Genomic DNA, 23,595 nt, shown 5'->3' with positions numbered 1-23,595 from the left:
ACGGCACTCCATCGCACCGCATTCAAAGGATTCAATCATGCTCAATCCGCAACCGATTCCGTCGTACCTTATCCAGTCCGAAGCGGTGCGCGAACGCTTTGACCGTCTCAAGTCGCGCGAGGTCATTCTCGAGGTCCGCGATCTCGGCAAGCGTTTCCAGAGCCCGCAGGGCGAGTGCACCGCACTGAACAACATCAGCTTCAGGACGCACCGGCGCGAGTTCGTCTGCGTGATCGGACCGTCGGGCTGCGGCAAGTCGACCCTGATCCGCATTCTCGCGGGCCTCGAGCGGCAAACGAGCGGCAGCGTGCTGCTCGACGGCGCACCCGTGGAGGGGCCCGGCGCCGATCGCGGCATGGTGTTTCAGGGCTACACGCTGTTTCCGTGGCTGACGGTCAAGAAAAACGTCATGTTCGGGTTGAAGATGAACGGCCACAGCAGCATGCACGCCGAGCGCGAAGCGCTGCAATGGCTCGATCTGGTGGGCCTGACGAAGTTCGCCAATGTCTATCCGCATCAATTGTCCGGCGGCATGAAGCAGCGCGTGGCGATTGCCCGCGCGCTCGCGAACCGGCCGCGCATTCTGCTGATGGACGAACCATTCGGCGCGCTCGATGCGCAGACCCGGGCCAGGATGCAGACCCATTTGCTCGATATCTGGCGCAACATCGACGTGACCGTGTTGTTCATCACGCACGATCTGGACGAGGCAATTTTTCTCGCCGACCGCATCCTGGTGTTGAAGGCCAATCCCGGCGAGGTGCAGGAATTGATCGAGGTGCCAGTGCCGCGTCCGCGCGATTATTCGCAAGTTACATCGGCGGAATTTCTTGCCACCAGGGCGCGGCTCGAAGCACTGATTCATCCGCCCACGGCCGCCGCCGATGACGAAGACGAAGACGACATCGTCAAGCCGCACATGATCCGGATGACGGACGTGACGGATAACGTCGAGTGAAGGCGGCCGTTGCGCCGGGCGCAGCGCATCTAGCCCGCGAACGGCGCGCCCATCGGCCGTGTGCGGATGCCGGGCGTGAGCCGTGTCCACGGCAGGTCGCCAGGATCGGCGGTCATCGGCCCGGGGGCCTTGGCGACCAGCACGGCGTGCGCAATCGGCTCGAAGTCGGCCCGAAAATGCACTGAGCTCTTGTTCACGAGTATTTTCATCTGTTCCGGCTCGATGCCCGCGACCCGGTACAGATTGCGGTCGAGCATCTGCGCCTTGGTCGAACTCACGGCAATCCGCACGCCGCCGATTTTCAGGCAGGCGACGGGGCCGAGATTCACCTGCATACCGTGCATCATCGGCCCGTCGTAGCGGCATCGGCCGTCGGACAGCGCCACGACTTCGAAGCGGCCCACGAATGGGGCGTCGCCCGCCACGTTCGAGCGGCCGCCGAGCGCCAACTCGAGGGTGGCGCCTACGCCCGCCGCGTGCGCCTGCGCGGCTGCCTCCGGATCCCAGATCAGGCCGACTGCGGCATCCTCGGCGCCTTCGGCCAGCAACGCGCGCAGCATGCCGGTCGTGTTCGAATCCGCACCTGCGCCAGGATTGTCCTGGGTGTCCGCGATCACCACGGGTTTCTGCGCCGTGCCGCTCAGGCGTATTGCTTCGGCGACAGCGGCCTCGGGAGAGAGAAACGGCACGGCCCATAGCGATTCGTCGCGCAGCATGATGTCGTAGAGCGCGTCGACGGCCGTGCGCGCGGCGGCCGCGGTGTCGCCATAGCCCCAGATGACCGGGCCGCACTCCGGAAAATCGGCGGCCGGAAAACCCGGCGCGAACGAGAGCGAGACGACCTGATCCTGCTCCAGCGCGCCGAGCGTTTCGTACAGCGAGCGAGCCGGCTCGAGCAGGGTGCACATGCCGTTGATCGGAATCAGAAACGGCAAACGGCGCGCGGCCCGCACGAGCGGCTTGCGCTCGTCCAGCAGACGCACGAGCAGGCGTTCCGCGCGCGCACCCGCGGCCGCCATGTCGACGTGCGGATAGGTGCGGTAAGCGACCAACGCGTCCGCGCTCGCGAGCATGCGCTCGGTGACGTTCGCATGAAGGTCGAGCGAAGCGACGATCGGCACGGACGCACCGACCTTTGCCCGCAGCCGCGCCAGCAGTTCACCTTCGCCGTCGTCCACGTGCTGCGCAACCATCGCGCCATGCAGGTCGAGATAGATGGCATCGAAACCACCGGCGCCGGCGGCCGCAACGATCTCGCCGGCAATCCGCTCGTAGGCGTCTTGCGTCACTTGTGCGGACGGGCTTGCCGCAGCCCAGATCACCGGCAGCAACGTATGGCCATGCTGCTCGCTCGCCACAATGAAGCCGCCGATCGGCAGATTGACGTCGCGTAGCGCGAGCACGGCAGCGCCGCGCGTCATGGCCGGATGGCCTTCGCCGCGCACGAAGCTCTCGTAGGTCGCGGGCGACGGCGCAAAGGTATTGGTCTCATGCTGGAAGCCAGCAATCAGAATCTTGAATGCCACGTTGATGCTCTCCGTTGAAGAGGCCGGCGCGCGGGGTCGCGCCGGGTTGTCCGTTGAGTCTGGTGACGCAGCCGGTCATTGGCTTTGGTCGCTGACTTTGGTCACTAACCTTGGTCACTAACCTTGGTCACTGAGCTTGGTCACTGAGCCTGGTCACTGAGCTTGATCGCTGACTCACGCGAATCGGCGTATCAGACTCCGCGAGCCTGCGCGGCCGTTGGCGAAGGCAGGCGGTTCACCACCAGCAGGAGCGCGCCGAGCGCCAGCAGCCCGACCATCACGTACAGGCCGGCCTGCAGGCTGCCTGTCGCGGTCTTGGCCCAACCGATGATCGTGGGGCTCAGAAAACCGCCCAGCAGGCCGATGGTGTTGATCAGCGCGATGCCGCCGGCGGCCGAATCGCCCTTCAGATACGCGGACGGAATGGCCCAGAAGACGGTGTAGGAAACCCACATCATCGCCGTGGCGACGGTCATGAACAGCAGCGACATCACGAGATGTCCGCTCGCGAGCGTGGCGACGGCCAGCGCCACCGCGCCGATCAGCGCCGGCGCCGCGCTATGCCAACGCCGCTCGCCGTGGCGATCCGAACTGCGGCCGCCCAGATACATGCCGATCACCGCGGCGATGTAGGGAATCGTCGAGTAGAGGCCGATCTGCATCGTGTCGGTCACACCGTCGGCCTTGAGAATGGTCGGCAGCCAGAAATTGACCGTGTAGATGCCGCAGATCACGCAGAAATAGGCGATCGCCATCAGATACACGCGCGGATCGCGCGCGATCTGCCCGAATGAGTGATGCGCCGCGGGTGGTGCGCCCAGCCCGCTGTCGAGCAGGCGCTTGTCGTCGGCGGAGAGCCACTTCGCGTCGGCGGGACGGTCGACCAGGAAGAACCACGCGATCACGCCAAGCACGATGCACGGCAGCCCTTCGACCAGAAACATCCATTGCCAGCCGGCGAGCCCATAGGCGCCCGCAAAGGCTGTCATGACCCACGTCGACAGCGGGCCGCCAACCACGCCGCTGAGCGGGCCGGCAATCATCACGGTCGCGATCGCACGCGCCATGCGGGCTTCGCCGTACCAGAGCGTCAGATAAAAGATCATCCCCGGCGCAAAACCGGCTTCGAATACGCCGAGCAGGAAGCGCAGCCCGTAAAACATCGGCACGTTGTGGACGAACAGCATCGACGCGGACGTGAGGCCCCACAGCACCAGAATGCGGCTGATCGTCTTGCGCGCCCCCACTTTCGGCAGCAGCAGATTGCTCGGCACTTCGAACAACACATAACCGAGAAAAAAGATGCCCGCGCCGACGCCGTAGACCGCATCGGAAAAACCCAGATCGCTCTGCATCTGCAATTTCGCGAAGCCGATGTTGAGCCGGTCGAGACACGCAAACAGATAGCAGATGAGCAGGAACGGCAGCAAACGCCAGTTGAGGCGGCTGTAAAGCGCCGTGGCCTCGTCGGCACTCGGATTCGATGGAATAGCGGACACGGACAGCCTCCAGGGGAACAGTTGCGAGTGGCGGGCAGGGAACGACCACGCGATGGCGGGGTACCGATTGTTTTTCAGGCAACGAGCCGATAGTCGGTAACCAATAACTGGGTAGCAAGAGCAACCAAAGTGACGTATTGTTGCTCATTGGGCAACGCTCACCGATTGCCGGACATGAGCGAAGCGAACGGCAAAAGCACACGCAAAGCCAAAGGAAGCAGACGATGCGGGAAATCAACCAGCGCCGCTTGCGCTATTTCCATGAAGTGCTCGCCCACGGCTCGATTCGCGGCGCGGCAGACCGGCTGAATACGGCCGCGTCGGTGATCACGCGGCAAATCAAGCTGCTGGAGGAAGAGATCGGCGCGCCGCTGTTCGAGCGCCGCGCGCGCGGCGTCGCGCCCACCGAAGCGGCGCAGCATCTGATCGAGTTCTGGCGCGGCTGCCAGGCGCAGCAGGAACAATTCGAACAGCGCTTGCAGGCGCTCCATGGCCTGCAGCAGGGGCATGTCAGGCTGGCGATCAGCGAAGGCTATATCGACGGCCTGATGGACGAAGTGCTGACCGACTTCTGCACCCGCTATCCGAAACTCGACATCACGGTGGAAACGCGCGCGGTCAACGATATCGTGAGCGAAGTCGTCGAAAGCCGCGCCCATATCGGGCTCGCGTACAACCCGCCGGGCGACCCGCACATCGAGTACCGGGCGACCTCGCTGCAGCCTGTCGTGCTGCTCGTGCACGCGGGGCATCCGCTCGCGCTGCGCGGCGGGCCGGTCAGCGTCGAGGAGATGCTCCAGTGTCCGCTCGCCCTGATGCCGCCGGCGTTCGGTCTCGGGCAGGCGGTGCAGATGCTCGCCTTCGCCGATAACGTGCAGATCCGCCCGACGCTCACCACCAACTCGCTGACGGTGTTGAAACGCTTCGTGAAGAAGGGCGACGGGGCAACGCTGATAGGAAGCTTCGCCGCCATGCACGAGATCGCGGCGGGTGAACTTGTGGCCTTGCCGATCGAGCACCCGCTGTTCGCCTCGGCAAAGGCGCGGATACTGGTACGAGCGGGGCGGCCGCTCGCCACCGCCGCGGACGAATTGCTGCGCTGGATGCTGGAAAGAATGTCGATGTTCAACGGCACGGCGGCCGGTTCCGCGTAACGCTGTGCGAGCCGGCGTGGCCGGCCACGCACCTCTGCCAACATTACCGGATCGTAATCACGACGCGCTTCGCTTGCCGGTATGATTTGACGGTCAAGCACAGCGGAGCACTCCCCATGCGAATCCTGGTGATCGAGGATGAGCTCAAAACAGCGGCTTACCTGAAGAAAGGCCTGGAAGAATCTGGCTACGCGGTCGATGTCGCGAACGACGGCCCACAAGGGCTGCTTCTCGCGCAGGAAGAAGAGTACGACGTGATCGTGCTCGACGTGATGCTGCCCGGCATGGACGGCTGGACCATCGTCAAGACCTTGCGCAGCACGCGTACCACACCGGTGCTGTTTCTCACCGCGCGCGACGACGTCCACGACCGCGTGCGCGGCCTCGAACTCGGCGCGGACGATTATCTCGTCAAGCCCTTCGCCTTCGTCGAATTGCTGGCCCGCGTACGCACGCTGGCGCGCCGGGGGCCGCCGCGCGAAAGCGAACTGATCAAGGTGGGCGATCTGGAAATGGACGTCAATCGCCGGCGCGTGAAACGCGGCGGCACGCGCATCGATCTCACGCCACGCGAGTTTTCGCTGCTGCAGTTACTCGCGCGCCGCCAGGGCGAAGTGCTAAGCCGCACGCAGATCGCCTCGTATGTGTGGGACATGAATTTCGACAGCGACACCAATGTCGTCGAAGTGGCGATCCGCCGGCTGCGTACCAAGATCGACGATAACTTTCCCGTCAAACTGATTCACACGGTGCGCGGCGTCGGTTATGTACTCGAACTGAAGGATGCGGCTTGATGCGCGGTCGCTCGCTCGCCGCAACGCTTGCGCTGGCGTTCGGTGTCACCACGCTCGCGGTTTTCGTGCTGGTCGGGAGTTTTCTGTACCTTGCGCTGGAAAAGCAGATCAAGGCGCAGGACGATCTCGACATCGTGCTCGCCGCGCGTCATGCGCGGCGGCTCGTCCAGGAGCTCGATACAGCGCAAGGCATTCGCGAGCACGGCGACCGGCTGACTAGTCTCGTGCTGGGTAATGAGGCGATGTCGATGGAAGTGTTCGGCCCGGATGGGAGCATGGCGATCGAGCACAACGCCGGAGAGACATTCCCGGCGCCGGGCGGCGCGGCAGGTAGCGCGGGTTTATCGGTCTCGAACCCGCCGAATGTTTCCAGTGCACTCGAAGGGGCTAGCGAACCGGGTGAAGCAAACGCGGTAACCGATACCCAGGATCCTGGCGAAACCGCTGAAGCGGGCGGCGTCGGGACGCTCGCCGCGTTGCCGCCGCTCACACGTATTGCCGCTGCCGCACGCATCACCGAAATGGATATCGGCATCTGGACCGGCCGCAATGGCGCACCGATCCGCGGCATTCTCGCGGACGCGCGGCTGCTCGACGGCGACACGGCAACCGTGCTGATTGCGCGCAACATGAACGACCGCTGGCGGCTGCTCGACCGCTATCGCGACAAGCTCAACCTTGCAGGCGCGGCCGGCGTGATTCTGGCAGTACTGCTGAGTTATCTGCTGATCCGCGCCGCCATGCGGCCGTTGCGCGATATCGCGGCGAGTGCCGCCGGCGTCACGGTCAATCGCCTGAACACGCGGATCACGGTCGCGCGGGTGCCGAGCGAACTCGAAGCCCTGGTGAATGCGCTCAACGCCATGCTGGAACGCGTCGACCGCGGTTTTCAGCACCTGTCGCGCTTCACCGCCGACCTCGCGCACGATATGCGCACGCCGCTTGCCAACATGCGTGGCGCCGCCGAAGTCGCGCTCGCCCGGCCACGCTCCACCGAGGAATATGAGTCGCTGCTCGCCTCGAATCTGGAGGAATGCGACCGCCTCGCGCGCATGATCGAAAACGTGCTGTTCCTCGCTCGCGCCGAGCATCCGCAGTTCGTCAAACACATGCGCGAGTTCGATGCAGGGCAGGAACTGACGCGAATCGCCGAATACTTCGAAGGCATCGCCGACGATGCGAATGTCAGCGTACGGGTTACCGGTACGGCGCTGCTGACGGCGGATCTCGAACTGTTTCGCCGCGCCGTCAGCAATCTGCTGGCCAACGCGATCCGTTATACGCCACAAGGCGGCGAGATCGTGCTCGACGTTCACGCATCGGCCGACACGGTGCGCGTCACCGTGTCGAACCAGGGCCAACCGATTGCGCCCGAGCATCTCGAGCGGATCTTCGACCGTTTCTATCGCATCGATCCGTCGCGCAGTGCGCTGCCGCCCACAGGTTCGTCGCAAGCATCCACGGGTTCGACCGGCCTTGGCCTTGCCATTGTCCGCACGATCATGGAGTTGCATGGCGGCACGGTGCATGCCGAAAGCGACGCGCAGAGCACGCGTTTCGTCCTTACGTTCCGGCGGGTTTAGCGGCAGGCTGAGCGGAAAGCTGAGAGGCAGGCAGGGCAGCCGCCACATCCGGCGCCTGCGCGCCATTGCCTGGGCCACGCCATGTGCCGCCCAGCGCCTTCAACAACAACACGCTCGACTCCAGCCGCCGCGCCGCGATCTGATCCGCGATGCGCTGGTTCGTCAACGCAATCGTCTGCGCGGTGACCACGTCGAGATAACTGACCGCGCCCGCGTTGAAGCGGTTCGTCGTGAGCCGTAACGACAGATCGGCGGCCGTAGTGGCGCGCTGCTGGCTGGCGGCTTCGTCGGCGAGCGAATGCAGGGCGGACAGATTGTCTTCGACCTGCTGGAAGGCAACCAGCACGGATTGCCGGTAATCCGCCACCGCGCCGTCGTACTGCGCTGTCGCGCCGTGCAGGCTGGCCGTGCGCCTGCCGCCGTCGAACAGCGTGCCGACCAGTTGTGGGCCGAGCGACCAGAACAGACTTGGCGCGCTCAACCACGGCGCGAAGAAGGTGCTTTCCAGCCCCGCGCTCGCCGACAGCACCAGATCAGGGAAGAAAGCCGCGTGCGCCACGCCGATCTGTGCGTTCGCCGACGCCACGCGCCATTCGGCGGCGGCGATATCGGGGCGCCGCTCGAGCAGTTGCGACGGCACGCCGACGGGAATCGCCGGCGGTGTCGCGGCCGAGCCATTCGGCGGCAGCGTGAAGGTCGAGGCCGGTTCGCCGATCAGCGTGGCAATTGCATGCTGCATCTGCGCGCGCGTCACGTCGATATCGGTGTCTTGCGTGCGCGTTGCTTCGAGTTGGGTGGTGGCCTGAGCGACCGCGGAGGCGTCGATCGCGCCGTCTTTTAGTTGCTGCTGCAGGAGCTTCAGAGCGGCGGCGTAGGCGCTTACGCTGTCGTTGAGCAGCTTCTTTTGCGTGTCGAGCGAGCGCAGGGTGAAATAGTCGACGGCGAGATCGGCGCTCATCGACAGGCGCACGGCTTCGAGGTCCGCTTCGCTCGCCTCAGCGTCGGCCCGCGCGCCGGCCACGCTGTCGCGCACACGGCCGAACAGATCAGGCTCCCAGCTCGCCGACACACCGGCCGAATAATCGGGCACAGTCTTGCCCGCGAGCGATTTGCCTTCGACGTTCTGCGAGGTCCGGAAGCGGTCTTGCGCAGCACCGGCGGTGATGGTCGGGAAGAAACCGGCGCGCTGATAGGCCACCATCGAACGCGCTTGCTGAACCTGCGCGACCGCCTTGCGCACGGTCTGATTCGAGACGTCGACGCGCGCTTCGAGCTGATTCAGCACCGGATCGTTGAAGATCGTCCACCATGGGCCACGCGGTGCGGTGTCGGCAGGTGCGGCCTGGGCCCAGCCGGGCGCCGCGCCTGCGTATTGTGCGGGGATCCCGGCGCTGGGCCGCTGATAGGGCGGCAAAGTCGAACAGGCGCTCAGCAGTGCGCCGATCAGCACGGCCACCATCGAACGGTGCAGCGACGGGCGTGGAAAAGATGTGGGAGACATTCGGCTCGTCCTTTCGATGACTGGCGCTCAGCTATGCATGGCCGGCGCGATCTGCACGAGCTGGCCGGCACTCAGCGAATCGCCGGGGTTGTCGATTACGCGGTCGGTCGCGGCAAGCCCCGTGGTGATCTCCACATGCGTGCCGAAATCGCGGCCGATCTGCACCGTCTTGAGCGCCGCACGCCCGTTGCTGTCGACTACGGCAACCGTCACGCCGTCCGGGCGAAAGAGCAGGGCGCTCACCGGTAAATCGAGCGCCGGCGTGCTCGACTGCAACTGCAGATGCACCTGTACATAAGCGCCTGGCATCAGCGCGCCATCCTTGTTGTCGACGTCGATCTCGACGCGCAGCGTGCGGCTCGACGGATCGATCGAGCCGGTCGTGCGCGCCACCCTTGCGGCGATGTGCCGCCCGGGATACTGCTGGGCGCTCAGATACACGGCAGTGTCGGGCGTGACGTAGGGTGCGTCGTTCTGCGGCACGTCGACGAACACGCGCAGCACGCCGGTCTGCTGAAGATGAAACAGCTCGCCTGACATACCCGGCGTGCCGGGCGTGCCGCCCGCCGTCACCAGGGTGCCGACATCGACGTTGCGAGCGGTGATCGTGCCGTCGAACGGCGCGGTGATCTTTTCGTACGACACCAGCTCGGCCAGATGCGCGACGTTGGCCTGCGCCGACGCCAGCATCGCGCGGCGCGCTTCCATGTCGCTGACCTTCGTATCCGCGTCCTGCTGCGCGACCGACTGGGTTTTCAGCATCTCCTGCCAGCGCTGCGCGGTGGTCTTCGCGAAGTCGAAGTTGGCCTGCGCGGTGGCTTCGTCGGCGCGGGCCTGGCGCAGTTGCGCGTCGAGATCGGGCGCATCGATCGTGGCGAGCGTCTGACCGGCTTTCACCTGGGCGCCGATGTCGGCGTTCCAGTGCGCCAGGTAACCGCTTGTGCGGGCATAGATCGATGCTTCGGCGAAAGGCGTCACCGAGCCGGGCAACAGCAACTCATGGACGGCAGGCGCCGGGCGCGGCGTGACCACGGACACGCTGAGCATGCTCTGCGCTTGCGTTTGTTGCGTTAGCGCGGCGCTTGCGTACAGACGCGGCACGATGCCGGCGATCAGCAGCGCGGCGGCGAGGCCGGTCAAGGCGAGCGGCCAGAGGCGGCGGCGTGGCCTCGGGCTGGCGGTCATGTCGGGGGCGCGGGCAGTTCCGGTGTTATCCGCATGCGAGTCTTCCTTGTCGTTCGCGGGCTGAGCGGGTCGAGTGGACTGAGCAGTCTCAGCGCCATGCGCCGCAGTTCCTGCCGCGTGCGCAGTCTCGGCGGCACGGACCGTTTCGGCGGCCTTAGCAACCTTAGCGACCTGAGCAGCGTTAGCGGTTCGATCAGCTTCGCGGGCCGGTTCAGACCCGTCGCCGAGCTCGGGCGGAAGTGATGAATTGTTCATGAGTGGACTCTCGTCGAAGTCAAAGTGTGCGGGCGGGAACGCGGGATTCCTGTGCGGCGGCGCGAGCCGCACGGCGTTTGTCGAGCCACGCATGCACCATCCCGTAGACAACTGGAACGAACAGCAGCGTGGACACCGTGCCGAGTGCGAGGCCGCCGATCACCGCGCGGCCAAGCGGCGCGTTCTGCTCCCCGCCGTCGCCGAGGCCGAGTGCCATGGGCAGCATGCCGATCAGCATCGCGAGCGCAGTCATCAGCACCGGCCGGAAGCGGCTGAAACCCGCTTCGAGTGCGGCCTGCAGCGGCGGCTTGCCGCCATGGTGAAATTCACGTGCGGTGTTGATCACGAGAATGCTGTTAGCCGTAGCAATGCCGATGCACAGAATGGTGCCGGTTAGCGCAGGCACGCTCAGGCTCGTGCCGGTGCTGAACAACATCCACGCGATGCCCGCGAGCGAGCCCGGCAAGCCGCTGATGATGATGAACGGATCGAGCCAGGACTGGAAATTGACGACCATCAGCAGATAGACGAGGGCGATCGCGAACACCAGACCGCTTGCGAGGCCGCTGAACGAATCGTGCATGGCCTGTACCTGGCCGCGCATCACGATTGAAGCGCCGGGCGGCAACTGCGGCCGGATCTGATCGACGAGGCGGGTGACATCGGTTGCGACGCCGCCAAGGTCGCGCCCCTGCGCCGAGGCGAAAATATCGAGTACCGGCTGCACGTTGTAGTGCGAAACGACGGCTTGCTGGGTGCCGCGTGTCAGCGTGCTCAACGCGCCGAGCAGGTTCTGCGGCGCGGGACCGTTGCCGTTCGCAGCAACGGACGCCGCCGTTGCGCCTGGGCTCGCGCCGCCGCTCTGCGCGACCGGGATATTGGCCAGCGACTGCAGCGAGTTGATGTCGTACTGCGGCATCATCGCCATCAGCGGGTAGCTGACGCCGTTGCTCGGATCGAGCCAGAAATTCGGCGAAGTCTGCGAACTGCCGGACAACGCGATCAGCAGGTTCTGCGACACGTCGCGTTGCAACAGGCCGGCCTGAATGGCCCGCGTACGGTCGACATTCACGTTGATCGCCGGTTCGTCGCCCGGTTGCTGGATGCGCGCATCGACGAGGCCGCGCACGCCGCGCAGTTGCGCGAGCAGGCGGTTCGCCACGACGCGATTGGCGTCGAGCTTGTTGCCGACGATCTGGATATCGATCGGCGCGGGCAGGCCGAAGTTGAGAATCTGGCTGACGATGTCGGCGGGCAGGAAGGCAAACGTGACGCCGGGGAAATCTCTGGATAGTGTGCTGCGCAGCGTCGCCACATAGGCGGCGGTGGGTTTGTGGCCGGCGGCGAGCGTGATCATCACGTCGGCGTCTTCCGGGCCGATCGGGTCGGATGAATCGTAGGTCAGGTTGATGCCGCTCACCGGCACGCCGATGTTGTCGAGCATGGCCGCGAGTTCCTGCTTCGGGATCACGCTACGCACACGCGCTTCGACTTCATCGGTGATGCGCGCGGTGTCTTCGATACGCGTGCCGGTCGGCGCACGCAGATGCAGGCGAATCTCGCCGGTATCGACTGCGGGGAAGAAATCGCGGCCGGCGAACGGCACCAGCGCGAGCGAGCCGATACACAGCAGCAGGAAGATGGCGATAAAACGGCGCGGCGCCGCGATCGCCGAACTGAGCACGCCGCGATAGCGTTCGCGCAACCGCTCGAAGCGATGTTCGAAGGCCGCCTGGAAGCGGACCAGGCGTGCAATCGGGCCGTTGCCCGTGACTGGCGCGTTGCTGCGCGCACGCATCAGATACATCGCGAGGGTCGGCACCAGCGTACGCGAGAAGAAGTACGACGCGATCATCGCGAACACCACCGCTTCGGCGAGCGGCACGAACAGATAGCGGGCCACGCCGGAAAGCAGAAACATCGGCACGAACACGATGCAGATCGACAGCGTCGAGACAAAGGTCGGCACGGCGATTTCGCCCGAGCCGTTCAGAATTGCGTCGTGCAGCGGCTCGCCGTTTTCCAGATGATGTGTGATGTTTTCGATCGCGACCGTGGCATCGTCGACGAGAATCCCCACGGCGAGCGCAAGTCCGCCGAGTGTCATGATGTTGATGGTCTGGCCGAGCGCGGAAAGTGCGATCAGCGAGGTCAGTACGGCGAGCGGGATCGATACCGCGATGATCAGCGTGGCGCGCCAGCTGCCGAGAAACAGCAGGATCATCACTGCGGTCAGGGCTGCGGCGATCACGGCTTCGCGCGCCACGCCCACCACTGCCGACTTCACGAACACCGATTGATCCGACAACGCGGTGATATGCAACGCGCTCGGCAACCCGGCCGCGATATGCGGCAACATGGCCTTGACCTGCTGGATGATGGTCAAGGTGGACGTGCTGCCAGATTTCTCGATGGTAAGCAGTGCGGCGCGTTTGCCGTCGCTGCGCACGATGTTGGTTTGCGGCGCATAGCCGTCGCGCACATGGGCGACGTCGCGCACATACACCACGCCGCCCGCCACCGTCTTGATGGGCAGGTTGTTCAGCGCGGCCACCGTGTCGGTGCTGCCGTTCATCTGCACGTTGTATTCCTTCGTGCCGATCTTCGCGGTGCCACCCGGCAGAATCAGGTTCTGGGCGTTGACGGCATTGACCACGTCGAGCGGGGCAAGGCCTTTGGCCTGAAGCGCGCGCGGATCGATATCGACCATGATCTGCCGCACCTTGCCGCCGAACGGCAGCGGCACCGAGGCGCCTTGCACCGTTGCCAGTTGCGTGCGGATCTGACTGTTGCCGAGGTCGTACAGCTGCTGTTCGGAAAGCGTGTTGCTGGAGAGTCCGAGCTGCAGGATCGGCACCGTCGAAGCGTTGTACGTAATGATGTTCGGCGGCAGCGTGCCAGGCGGCAGTACGCGCAGGATCGACGCGGAATTGGAGGCCGCCTCGGCGATCGCGCGATTGATGTCCGCGCCGGGGTGGAAAAAAATCTTCACCACCGAGACGCCGTTCAGCGATTGCGACTCGATGTGCTCGATATCGTCGACGTCGGAGGTCAGCGCACGTTCGTAGTTCGAGGTGATGCGATTGGCCATGTCCTGGGCGGAGAAGCCGTTATACGTCCAGACGATGCTGACCACCGGAATGTCGATGTTCGGGAAGATGTCGGTGGGCGTGCGCAGTATCGCCAGCGGGCCGACGATAAAGATCAACACCGCGAGAACCACGAATGTATATGGGCGGCGCAGCGCGAGCTTGACGATCCACATGACGGTTTCCTGAAAAGAGGCGGGGGGAGGCGGGCGTCGTGCTTTGGCACCTGGTGGCGTGTGACGCGGGCTTCTTTGTGAGTCAGGAGTGTGGAGGGTGGGCGCTTACCGGGGGTGGTCGGGTAGATTACCGTTCTGTTATCTGCGGCTTTTTGTTTCCGGGGTTTTTGTTTAAGCCCGGTGCGTAGATAACAAAACGGTAATCCGCAGGTCAGTGCTCCGACAGCTGAAATGACAAGAATGGGAAGCGTGGTTCAGGCCACTCAGTTCTCACACTTTCATCGGAGAGACATCATGAAACTGCTTACCGCTATTGCCGTTGCCGCGCTTAGTTTGCCGTTCGGAGCGAATGCGTTTGCCCAATCCAATCCGTCAGGACTGACGCGGGCCGATGTCATGGCTCAATTGCAGCAGGCTCAGGCTCAAGGGCTTGTACCGGCGCCCAATAACGACTATCCGCCTACGGCGGCGGAGATTGCGAGGAATCGCGAGATTTATGCGATTCAGCATGGGACGGATGGGGCATTGAAAACGGCTGAATCGCCAATGGGGCAGGATAAGGCGGTTTCTAATTGATGGTGTGGCTGCCTTCGGTGTTGGTCTGTCCTTGCTTTCTTATTGCTCTGTTGGCATTGCCTCCGTGTGGGGCAATGCTCTCACCGCAGCGCGATGGTCGATCAGATGCGCGCCGCTGACTGCAACAAGTCCGGGTCAACCTTGGGTATGTGCGGCGCAAGTTCGATAAGCCGATGCGCCTGCGCGCTGATGAAGCCCGAAATCTGCCGGACCAGCTCGCGCTCATCGCCTGCGTAGATGTCTGACGCGGCAAGGGCCGGCGCATGCCGGAGGACCGCACGTGACATAGTTTCTCTATCGGGAAAGAAAGGCAGCATCCCTGCGTTTTCCCCGTTTGTTTCTCAATCGGGAAACATCGGTTCAAACAAGGCTCTCCTGTCAATTATTTCTACATTGGGAAACTCATCTTTCCCTTCAACTCAACCCCACCGCCCAGTCCACCGCCGCATCAAACAAACTGCTCCCCGCCGGCGAGAGGTTGCCGAAAGTATCGTTGTTCAGAAAGAACATCACGCGTCGGGCCGGCGCCAACGACTCGTAGTCCATCGTCGCGCCTTTCTCGTAGGCAAAAATCGCCGCCTTTTCCGGCTGGCCATACAGCGTTGCAATCGTCGTCGCGCCCAGGCCCGGTTTGCCCCAACTCATTCCCGCCTGTTTGACATAGACGTTCGTCACGCCGGCCGGCAAACCCGCTGCAATCGGGTGGGGCGCGTTGACCAGCCACACGTAGCGCTCTTTCTCCGCTTCGCCAAAATCGACGTCGTGACGCTTGCCCGTCATCGCGAAGTCGTCGAGCAGATCGTTTTCCCATGTCAGCAAAGGCTTGGCCAGGTAGCGCCAGCCACCCGCCACCTGCTTCGACGAGACCGTCGATGAAATGACGACCAGATCCGCGTCGCCCACCGCCTCAGGAGGCTGCGCCTGATCCAGCATGCGCACGCTGTAGCCGCGTGCCTCAAGATGTGCCGCGATTTTCTGGTCGACGGGCAGGCTCGGTCCGTTCAATTGCACGACCATCGCGACTTTTTTGCCCGTGCGGGGTCCACTCGATGCGGCGCGCGCGCCAGGTGTCGCGACAGTCAGTAACGCGGCGAGGCTAGCTGCCGCGGTGATAAATGTCCGGCGTCGCTTGCGAGCGGGCGCGACGCCCGTGTCAGCAGGATTATTCCAATGCTTCATAACGGCTCCAGTCTCATGTTGATTCATCGAACGCGCGCATCGTGTGTGTCGCGCGCGCTGTGCAGGCGCCGCCTAGAACTCGAGCGTCGACAGCAAGGACACCTGACGTGCGTCGCCAACCGCTACGAAGTACCTGTTCGCACTCGATGGGTAATAAGTCTTGTTGAACAGATTCTTCACGTTGAGCTGGAACGACAGATGGCGATTGCCGAGTTTCGTTTCGTATGTAGCGAAAGCGTCGGCGACGGTATAAGCCGGCAGCGTGAAGCTATTGGCCGAATCGCCCGGGCGTGGGCCAACGTAGTGAGCCCCGGCGCCCACGCGCAACTGGTCGCCGCCGAAGATCGTGCCGAAGTCGTACACGGCCGCGAGCGACGCCGTATTCTGCGGCGCATTCCACAGACGCTTGCCGGCGTACAGCGGGTCTTCAGTGGTCTTCGCGTCGATATACGCATAGCTCGCAATCACGCTCCAGTGCTGGCCGATCTGGCCGGCCACGTCGAGTTCCACGCCGCGTGAACGCGCCTTGCCGGCGGTACGCCAGTCGGTCTGTTTGGTGGTGTCGTTGTACTGCTGCACCAGCACGTTCTTCTTGTCGATATTGAAAAGCGCCAGCGTGCCGCTCAGGCCGTTGGGCATCGCGATCTTGGCGCCGAGCTCCCACGAGGTGGCTTCTTCAGGCTTCACCGACGAATCGATCACCACGCCGGTGGCAAGCGGCGCGATCGTCGACGTCGGCTTGAGCGACTGCGTATAGCTGCCGTAGAGCGACACCGTGTCGGTCCATTTGTAGACCACGCCCGCGCGCGGCAGCCATTTGCTGCCGTTGATGTCGGTGTTGACGACAAACGGCCGGCCCTTGCCCGCGATCTGGTTGTAGCTCAGAAAACGCGCGCCGCCGATCAGAATCCATTTGTCGGTGAGATGCAGATTGTCCTGGAAGAAGAACGAGCGGTCGTGCAGCGTGTCGGTCTGATCGCTGTCGCTCGCCGACACCGTGGTCGACGGGCTCTCGCGGCCGTAAATCGGGTTGAAATAATTGAACGGATATTTCGTGGCCTGGCGCAGCAAATCCTTGCGATAGATGCGGCGGTACTCGCTGTCGACGCCAACCTGCAGATCGTTGCGCAAACCGGCGACGTCGAAATGGCCGTCCACATAGGCGATCGCGTAGCTGTCCGTGCTGAGCGCGCCGTGCGTCGCGTCGTTGCTGCGCGACACGGCGCCGGTTGTGCTGTTGATGCCTTGCACGCGCAACTGGCCCGCGTCGTAAGTCTCACGGTTGTAGCTGTAGCCGAAGTGAGCCTTCCAGTTGGGGTTGATCTGATGATCGACGCTGATTTGCGCGAGATTCGATTCGCCGTCCATTGTGTTGAACGGTTCGTCGAGGCGTTCGCGGCTCGAAATGGCAAGCGGCTGGTTGGTTTTCGGATCGAGCGCCGTACCGCGGTCGAAGGGATAAAGAAACTTGCGATATTCGTACGACACCACCACCTGCGTATCGCGTCCGTACCACGCGAGCGACGGCGCCACGAGCGTCTCGCGATGCTCACCGAAGTTGCGCCAGTATTGCTCATTGGTTTGATCGACAACGAGCCGGTAGGCGAGGCCGGAGTCGCCGATCGGCCCGGTCGTATCGAGCGTGGCGCCGGCTCCATTGCGGCCGTGTCCATAGGTCGAACCGAGCACGGAGATCGCGTGATAAGGCTGGAGCAAGGGCTGTTTGCTCACCACGTTGACGACCCCGCCCGGGTCCATGATCCCGTACAACAGCGAGGTCGGGCCTTTGAGCACTTCGACACTGTCGGCCGCCGCGTTCAACGCGCGCCCCTGCACCAGCGGCATGCCGTTGTGCATGATCGAGCCGTCGCGATTGCCGCCGAAGCCGCGCTTGAGCAAGGTGTCCTGGGTGCCGGCCAGCGTGTTGCCTTGCACGATGCCGCTCACGTTCGCGAGCGCATCGTCGAGATTGCGCGGACGCTGGTCGCGCAGCACCTGGGCGGGCACGATATTCACGGCCTGGGCGGTGTCGAGCACCGGTGTGTCCGAACGTGTCACCACGGAGTCGACGGGCGGCCGGTAGCTGCCGGCTTTCACCATCGTCGAGCTGACCGTCACGGCGGGGAGGGTGGTGCCGTCCGTGTGGCCGTCGTTCGCCGCGGATTCCGTGCGCGCAACGAGCGTATAGCTGCCATTGGACTGCTGCACCGCGCCGAGTCCCGTGCCGCGCAGGATTCGATCGAAGCCTTGCTGTACGTCGTAATCGCCGTGCAGGCCGTCGCTCCTGCGTCCGTCTGTCAGTGCCGCCGGAAACGACAGCAGCAGCCCGCTCTCGCGCCCGAAGCGATTGAGCGCCGCTTCGAGCGGGCCGGCCGGAATGTCGTAGCTCTTGCGCGCCGGCGCCTCGGCGGCGGACGGGGCATCGGCTGCCAGCGCCACGTTGAACGGCAGTCCCGCCGAGATCAGCGCGGCCGTGGCGAGATGCCGTGCGAAGTGTGCCGGCTGTCGCGCGGATAAAGCGCTACGGCTGCCGGCGCCGGTCTTTCGATACTGTGCCATGTTCAAAGCTCGCTGGAAGGGTGACGATGTGTTGCTCTCATCCCCCTTGTCACGCGAGATTCGAAAACAGCTCACAACGGACAAAAAAATTTCAGCGCAGCGAAGCTGCCTCGGTTTCAGGAACGCGCCGCGCGCACGGTGCCCCAGTAACGCGTGATGAAAACGACCTCGACCGGCAAGGTTCTGGCCACGGTGTCGAGCACGCGGTCCGTATCGGCGAACGGGAAGGTGCCCGAGATCCGCAAGCCGGCCACCGAGGGATCGCAACTCAGATGCCCCGCGCGATAGCGGTCGAGTTCGGCCACGAAATCGCCGAGCCGCATGCCGCTCGCGACGATCAGGCCATCCGTCCATGCCGCGTCGTTCTCGCTGAGCGGCTCGACCGCGACGATGTCTGCGCGCATAAAGCGCACGCGTTGGCCGGCACGGATTACCGGCGTGAGACCGGGTGCATCGCGCGGACTGATCCGCACAGCGCCCTCGAACACGTCGAGGCGGCTAAGCGCGTTCTGCTGCCTGACGGCGAAGCGCGTGCCCAAAGCCTGCAAGCTGCCTTGCGCGGTCTCGACGATAAACGGCCGTTGCTCTCCGGCGTGGTGACCGGTCGCGATCATGATTTCACCTTTGATCAGGCGCACGCGCCGCTCGGTGCCGTTGAAGCCGATGTCGATGGCGCTGTCGGTATTCAGCGTGACGCGGGTGCCGTCGGCGAGCGTGAGGGTGCGGCGCTCCCCAGGCGCAGTGCGCGCATCCGCGCTCCATGCGCGCCACGGCACGTGCTCACCGGCGATCCATGTCGCGCCACCGGCGAACAGCAGGGTCGCGAGGACCTTGACACTCGCGCGGCGCCTTGCCGACCCGGTACGCGTCAACGCGGCGCGAGCAGCCGCTGCGCCGCCCGCATCCGCGCTGCCCGCGCCGGCCTCAGCGAGCCCCCGGAAGCGGCTGCTGACGCTGCAGATGTGTTGCCATGCGCGTTCGTGATCGGGATGCTCGGCACACCAGCGCGCCAGCGCGAGTTGCTGCGCGTGCGTGTCCTGGCCGGATTGCAGTTCCATCCACCATTGCACCGCCCGCATGGCGACGTGTTGTGGAATATCGGGTCGCGCGCTAGCGTTCATCCGTCGATCCGTCAGGCCGCGTTCAGCGCAAAGAAACACTGCGCGCCGGCGCGCACCAGATGGCGTTTCACGGTCGAAATGGAAAGCTTCAGTTGCGCGGCGATCTCCGCGTGGCTCAAACCGTCAAGCTGGGCCAGCAGGAAAGCACGTTTGACGGCGACCGGCAGCCGCTCCAGCAGACTGTCGATTTCGCACAGCGCTTCCAGCAGCAGCGCCCGCTCTTCAGGCGAGGGCGCGAAGCACTCGGGCACGAGTGCCAACGCTTCCAGATACGCCCGCTCGATCTGCTCGCGACGCCAGTAATTGGCCATCACGCGTTGCGCCACCGTTGTCAGGAACGCACGGGGCTCTTCCAGACCCAGCGGTTCATCACGGGCGAGCAAACGCAGGAACGTGTCGTGCGCGAGATCGGCCGCACGGTGCGCGCAGCCGAGCTTCTTACGCAACCATGCGTGAAGCCAGCCGTGATGATTGCTGTAGAGCGCCTGCATCTCGTGATGCAGGGCCGATTCGTTTGCCGCCATGGCCTACCGGGCGCGTCAGATCGATGGATATGACGCTTTTGTAAATGAGAATGATTCGCATCATAACATGTCAAAATGTAAGGTGGGAATGCATTAGCTGGCGTACAAATTCGCGCATCGGCTTGCGCATCGACCTGCGCATTAACTCACCTTACGAACCCAGTTGCCTCCATGTGCCGCAGCCTGCGCTGCGGGGGAGGTCGCGAGATAGGCCAGCGCCTGTTCAGTCGAGCCTTCGTGATGGGGTGTGTAGCGTGGATTGAAATAGCGCAGCGCCGCCGCGATCATTTTCCAGAACGACGGCAGGCAGCGGCGCCGCGCTCCGGCGCGCCACGCGAGAATAAAACCCCGGTACGGACCGGCGGCGGGATCGCGCCGGTGCATGAAGCGTGCGCCGAGTGTCAGGAAGTACAACAGCAGCATGACGGTCGAAAGCATGTGGAAGCAGCGTTCGAAATAGCTGCCGCCCATATGCCGGAAGATGTCGAAGGCTACCGTGCGATGCTCGACTTCTTCGGCCCCGTGCCAACGCAGCAGATCGAGCATGGTGGGGTCGGCATGGGCGGCGTCGAGCCCGTCGGCATTGAGCACCCAGTTGCCGAGGTAGCCGAAAAAGTGCTCCAGCGCGGCGATCACGCCAAGTTGCTGGCGCAGCCAGAAACGCGTTTTGCCGATCTTCAGCCCAAGCGGCTGTTCGCCGAGCAGCTTGCCGAACAACCAGTCGAGTTGTTTCGTGAAGGGCTGCGTATCGATGCCGTGGGCCTTGTAGTAATGCGTGAGCACACCGCCGTGCGAGCGCGAATGCACCGCTTCCTGCCTGAGAAATCCCTCGGCGTCGTCACGCAGCGCAGGGTCGGTGATGAGCGGCAGCGCCTTGTTGTAGACGCGGCAGAACCATAGCTCGCCGGCGGGGAACAGCAGGTTCAGCACGTTGATGATGTGCGTGCTCGACGGGTCGCCTGGAATCCACTGGATCGGCGTTTGGCTCCAGTCGAACTTCACGTGGCGTGCCTTGATCTTGTGTTGGGTTTGCTCTTGGGTCATAACGGTCTCCGGCGTCCGATTGGTAAGCTCAGTGAGCGCGGCACACTCAGCGCGGCATCATGCTGAGGCGGGCGATCACGCGGCCTAGCCCGGGCAGGTAGCGCGAGACAAACCGCATTGAATGCGCCTCGATGCCGATGGCCACGACAGGCTGGTTGTGCAATACCGCACGCAGCGCGGCCTTCGCAACCGTCTCGGGTTGCAGCCCGCGCATTTGATAAAGCCGGGTGGCCTTCTGGCGCATGCGGTCCTGATCCTGCGCGCTGGCGCCGACGTATTGCGTGGCCGCCATGATCCCGGTCTCGGCAAAACCCGGACAGATTGCGCTGACGCCGATCCCCTGGCCCGCGAGTTCTCCACGCATGCACTCGCTGAGCATCAGCACGGCAGCCTTCGTCGTCGCGTAAGCGGGCAGGTCGCGCGAGGGGGCGAAGGCCGCGGCCGACGCCGTGTTGACGATGTGACCGCCATTGCCGCGCTTCACCATCTGCCGGGCGAACAGGCGCGAGCCGTGAATCACACCCCACAAGTTGACGTGAAGAATGCGTTCCCAGTCTTGCGCCGAGGTATCGAGCACGCCGCCCGCCATGCCGATGCCGGCGTTGTTGACCACGATGTCGGCGCCACCCAGTTCCGTCCCGACCCAGTCGGCCAACGCTTCCATCTGCTCCGCACTGCCGACGTCGGTCTTGCGCGCGTAGGCGTGAGCGCCCAATAACCCGACCAGCGTGGCGGTGCGTTCCGCAGCTGTGCTGTCGATATCGACGGCGACCACGGCCGCGCCTTGCTTCGCGAATTCCAGCGCGATGCATCGCCCGATTCCGCTGCCCGCTCCGGTCACGACCGCGAGCTTGCCGCTGAGCGGCCGGCGTGCCGAGTCCATCCGGGCGCGTTGCAGCGTTTCCGGTTCGTCGCCGCCTTCGGTGTGTTCGACGAGCTCGCGCACCATGCGCGCCATCTGTTCGGGATGGGTAAGCGGCACCCAGTGCCGCGCGCTCAGTTCGCGGCGCCAGTACGTCGGCACCCAGCGTGAAAGATCTTCGGAGAGCGCCGGGCTGACGTATTTGTCCAGCGTCGGCACGATGACCTGGACCGGCGCGTGCGCGTAACGCTTGCGCGGCGTGAACAGGCAGCGGATGAAGTTGGCGCGATACAGCGATACGCCGCGCATGCCGTCCCGCGTTTGTGTCGGGCGAGGCGTGAGTTCGGTCTTTTCCACGCGGCGCAATACTCGCGGCCACGCGCGGCCGAGCCATAAGCGCCAGGTCAAGCCTGGCAGCACCGGCAGGTGAAACAGCAGCACGTACCAGGAGCGCACCAGCTGGCCCAGCAGCTTGCCGATCGAGCGCGGCGTAGGGCGCAGCAACCGCGCTCGCAGCCAGTAAGCGACATGGTCAAGGCAAGGTCCCGAGCACGACGTGTACGAGGCAATGCGCCCACGCAAACGCTCTTCGGTGACGAACTCCCATCCCTGGATCGAGCCCCAGTCGTGCGCAACCAGATGGACCGGACGATTGGGGCTAACGGCATCGATGACGGCGACGAAATCGTCGGTGAGTTTTCCTAAACGATAGGCATTCGTGCGGGTTGGAGCAGTGGATTGCCCCGCACCCCGGACATCGTAGGCGACCACGTGGAAGTCCTGAGCCAGCAAGCCTGCCAGAGCGTCCCAGACTTCGCTGTTGTCGGGGTAGCCATGCACCAGCACTACTGTCGGCCGGGCTGGGTCGCCCCATGCTCTCGCGGCAAGCATCACGTCGCCCGAGCGTACCGTGAAACTCGTGGGACGCATGACGGGCGGCGCCTCATATAACGAGGACGGCACGGGTTCGGTGAGCAGCTGCATGTCCGCCTCCGTCATGCCGCGGCCAACGCCCGTCCGCGCTGCGCCCAGCGGCGCACATGCGGCAGGTCGTCGTCGAGCCAGTAGGCGTCGTCATCGGTGATGACGAGCAGTTCTTCGAACTTGGCGCCCACACCCTGAAAGCCGAGATGAGGTTCGACGGCCCACAGGCCGGGTGTCGGCGCATGATCGGAGCGGCGATCGACCGACCACAATGGCGACCAGCCTTCCTTTTTACCCGCGCTCACCTGGTCGAGGACCAGATTGCGCGTGGCATTCAGGCCAAAACGCGCCACGAAGCGGGGCTTGGCGGGCTTGTGCAGCTTCGCGACACGATGCGCCAGCACCTTGAACGGATAGGCCTTATGACGCGGCTCGACGCCCTGTTTCCGGCACAACAGGTCGACGGCGCGTGCTACATCGGCCAGCGTGCGCCGCTCTTTCACCATGCTGACGATCAGTTCGCGGTGTTCGGCAAGATCGTCTTTCAGTTGTTCGAGAATCGGATTGGTGCCAATGCAGGTGGCGTAGCCGACATCGGCGATCACCCCATTCAGCACGGGAGCCACGTCGAGAATGACCGGCATGTTCGCTTCGAGGCGGCGCGAACTCGGGAAGAAAGCCAGGTTGAAACCGGCCATATGCGACAGCCCCGAGAAACCCTCAAACGCGGTACGGTCGCCAAACCAGGCGAAGGGTTTATGCAGCCAGTCGTGCACGCCATGGTCCTGCAACCATTCGGTCAGCAACCGGGCGGCGTCTTTTTCCGTCATGCCCGGTGAAAGCATGTCGCCGACGCTCTCGACGCACCGATAAGCCAGTTGCTGAACCTCACGGAACTGCCCCAATTCGTCCACATTCACATGTGGAATGGCCTTCTCACCCATACCTGCCTCCCAATCTGCGATCCGACAGGCACGAAGCAGCCCATCACGATGACATTTTTTATTGTTACATTGAATGATGTAACGATTGGATGCTACACCATGAGAAAGACCAGTCCACTGGTTCTTTCCCTGGTGAGCAGGG

The 23,595-nt window shown here is 64.0% G+C and carries 18 protein-coding genes; 5 read left to right on the top strand and 13 right to left on the bottom strand.

What is annotated here, in order from left to right:
* Positions 1–37: 37 nt before the first annotated feature.
* A complete protein-coding gene (locus tag BCY88_RS03395) occupies positions 38–958 on the top strand; it encodes an ABC transporter ATP-binding protein (protein ID WP_120342882.1) in 921 nt (306 codons plus the stop codon).
* A gap of 29 nt (positions 959–987) precedes the next feature.
* On the opposite strand, the gene BCY88_RS03390 is transcribed toward BCY88_RS03395, so the two are convergent.
* A complete protein-coding gene (locus BCY88_RS03390; protein WP_120342881.1) occupies positions 988–2,484 on the bottom strand; it encodes a M81 family metallopeptidase in 1,497 nt (498 codons plus the stop codon).
* A 191-nt stretch (positions 2,485–2,675) separates the two neighbouring features.
* The gene (locus BCY88_RS03385) at positions 2,676–3,983 is read right to left on the bottom strand and encodes an MFS transporter (RefSeq protein WP_120342880.1); all 1,308 of its coding nucleotides are present in this window, start codon (positions 3,981–3,983) and stop codon (positions 2,676–2,678) included.
* Positions 3,984–4,207: 224 nt separating this feature from the next.
* On the opposite strand from BCY88_RS03385, the gene BCY88_RS03380 reads away from it, so the two are divergent.
* The 3 genes from BCY88_RS03380 to BCY88_RS03370 all read left to right on the top strand — a co-directional run bounded on the left by BCY88_RS03380 (position 4,208) and on the right by BCY88_RS03370 (position 7,514).
* Positions 4,208–5,137, top strand: a complete 930-nt coding sequence (locus tag BCY88_RS03380) for a LysR family transcriptional regulator (protein WP_120342879.1) — start codon at positions 4,208–4,210, stop codon at positions 5,135–5,137.
* Between the two features lie 116 nt (positions 5,138–5,253).
* Complete coding sequence (locus tag BCY88_RS03375) at positions 5,254–5,931, top strand: heavy metal response regulator transcription factor (protein WP_120342878.1); 678 nt, start codon at positions 5,254–5,256, stop codon at positions 5,929–5,931.
* Positions 5,931–7,514 carry a heavy metal sensor histidine kinase gene (locus BCY88_RS03370; protein ID WP_120342877.1) on the top strand — a complete coding sequence of 528 codons (1,584 nt, stop codon included), beginning with the start codon at positions 5,931–5,933 and terminating at the stop codon, positions 7,512–7,514. The genes BCY88_RS03375 and BCY88_RS03370 overlap by 1 nt, the downstream gene beginning before the upstream one ends.
* Here BCY88_RS03370 and BCY88_RS03365 read toward each other — a convergent pair.
* From BCY88_RS03365 to BCY88_RS03355, 3 genes are all read right to left on the bottom strand, one after another.
* Positions 7,495–8,973 (bottom strand): efflux transporter outer membrane subunit, encoded by a 1,479-nt coding sequence (locus BCY88_RS03365; protein ID WP_404935671.1) that lies wholly within the window; start codon positions 8,971–8,973, stop codon positions 7,495–7,497. The genes BCY88_RS03370 and BCY88_RS03365 overlap by 20 nt on opposite strands.
* Positions 8,974–9,042: 69 nt before the next feature.
* Positions 9,043–10,200 carry an efflux RND transporter periplasmic adaptor subunit gene (locus BCY88_RS03360; RefSeq protein ID WP_259461223.1) on the bottom strand — a complete coding sequence of 386 codons (1,158 nt, stop codon included), beginning with the start codon at positions 10,198–10,200 and terminating at the stop codon, positions 9,043–9,045.
* Positions 10,201–10,474: 274 nt separating this feature from the next.
* Positions 10,475–13,720: an efflux RND transporter permease subunit gene (locus BCY88_RS03355; protein ID WP_120342874.1), complete on the bottom strand. Its 3,246-nt coding sequence runs from the start codon at positions 13,718–13,720 to the stop codon at positions 10,475–10,477.
* A 294-nt stretch (positions 13,721–14,014) separates the two neighbouring features.
* On the opposite strand from BCY88_RS03355, the gene BCY88_RS03350 reads away from it, so the two are divergent.
* On the top strand, positions 14,015–14,296 hold the full coding sequence (locus tag BCY88_RS03350) for a DUF4148 domain-containing protein (RefSeq protein WP_120342993.1): 282 nt from the start codon (positions 14,015–14,017) through the stop codon (positions 14,294–14,296).
* A gap of 101 nt (positions 14,297–14,397) precedes the next feature.
* Here BCY88_RS03350 and BCY88_RS03345 read toward each other — a convergent pair whose 3' ends face one another.
* From BCY88_RS03345 to BCY88_RS03310, 8 genes are all read right to left on the bottom strand, one after another.
* On the bottom strand, positions 14,398–14,613 hold the full coding sequence (locus BCY88_RS03345) for a hypothetical protein (RefSeq protein WP_120342873.1): 216 nt from the start codon (positions 14,611–14,613) through the stop codon (positions 14,398–14,400).
* A gap of 97 nt (positions 14,614–14,710) precedes the next feature.
* Complete coding sequence (locus BCY88_RS03340; protein WP_259461222.1) at positions 14,711–15,475, bottom strand: cobalamin B12-binding domain-containing protein; 765 nt, start codon at positions 15,473–15,475, stop codon at positions 14,711–14,713.
* A gap of 72 nt (positions 15,476–15,547) precedes the next feature.
* Entirely contained in the window at positions 15,548–18,034 is a 2,487-nt protein-coding gene (locus BCY88_RS03335; protein WP_120342992.1) for a TonB-dependent siderophore receptor, read from the bottom strand.
* 116 nt (positions 18,035–18,150) lie between these two features.
* Entirely contained in the window at positions 18,151–19,155 is a 1,005-nt protein-coding gene (locus BCY88_RS03330; RefSeq protein ID WP_120342872.1) for a FecR domain-containing protein, read from the bottom strand.
* Between the two features lie 11 nt (positions 19,156–19,166).
* Positions 19,167–19,679: a sigma-70 family RNA polymerase sigma factor gene (locus tag BCY88_RS03325; protein WP_120342871.1), complete on the bottom strand. Its 513-nt coding sequence runs from the start codon at positions 19,677–19,679 to the stop codon at positions 19,167–19,169.
* Between the two features lie 141 nt (positions 19,680–19,820).
* Positions 19,821–20,723 (bottom strand): metal-dependent hydrolase, encoded by a 903-nt coding sequence (locus tag BCY88_RS03320; RefSeq protein WP_120342870.1) that lies wholly within the window; start codon positions 20,721–20,723, stop codon positions 19,821–19,823.
* A gap of 46 nt (positions 20,724–20,769) precedes the next feature.
* Positions 20,770–22,569: an SDR family oxidoreductase gene (locus tag BCY88_RS03315; RefSeq protein ID WP_120342869.1), complete on the bottom strand. Its 1,800-nt coding sequence runs from the start codon at positions 22,567–22,569 to the stop codon at positions 20,770–20,772.
* Between the two features lie 11 nt (positions 22,570–22,580).
* The gene (locus BCY88_RS03310; RefSeq protein ID WP_120342868.1) at positions 22,581–23,453 is read right to left on the bottom strand and encodes a M24 family metallopeptidase; all 873 of its coding nucleotides are present in this window, start codon (positions 23,451–23,453) and stop codon (positions 22,581–22,583) included.
* Between the last annotated feature and the right edge of the window lie 142 nt (positions 23,454–23,595).

Origin of the sequence: Paraburkholderia fungorum (assembly GCF_003610895.1) — a bacterium.
Taxonomy (GTDB): domain Bacteria; phylum Pseudomonadota; class Gammaproteobacteria; order Burkholderiales; family Burkholderiaceae; genus Paraburkholderia; species Paraburkholderia fungorum_B.
This window is presented reverse-complemented; position numbering and strand designations above follow the sequence as displayed.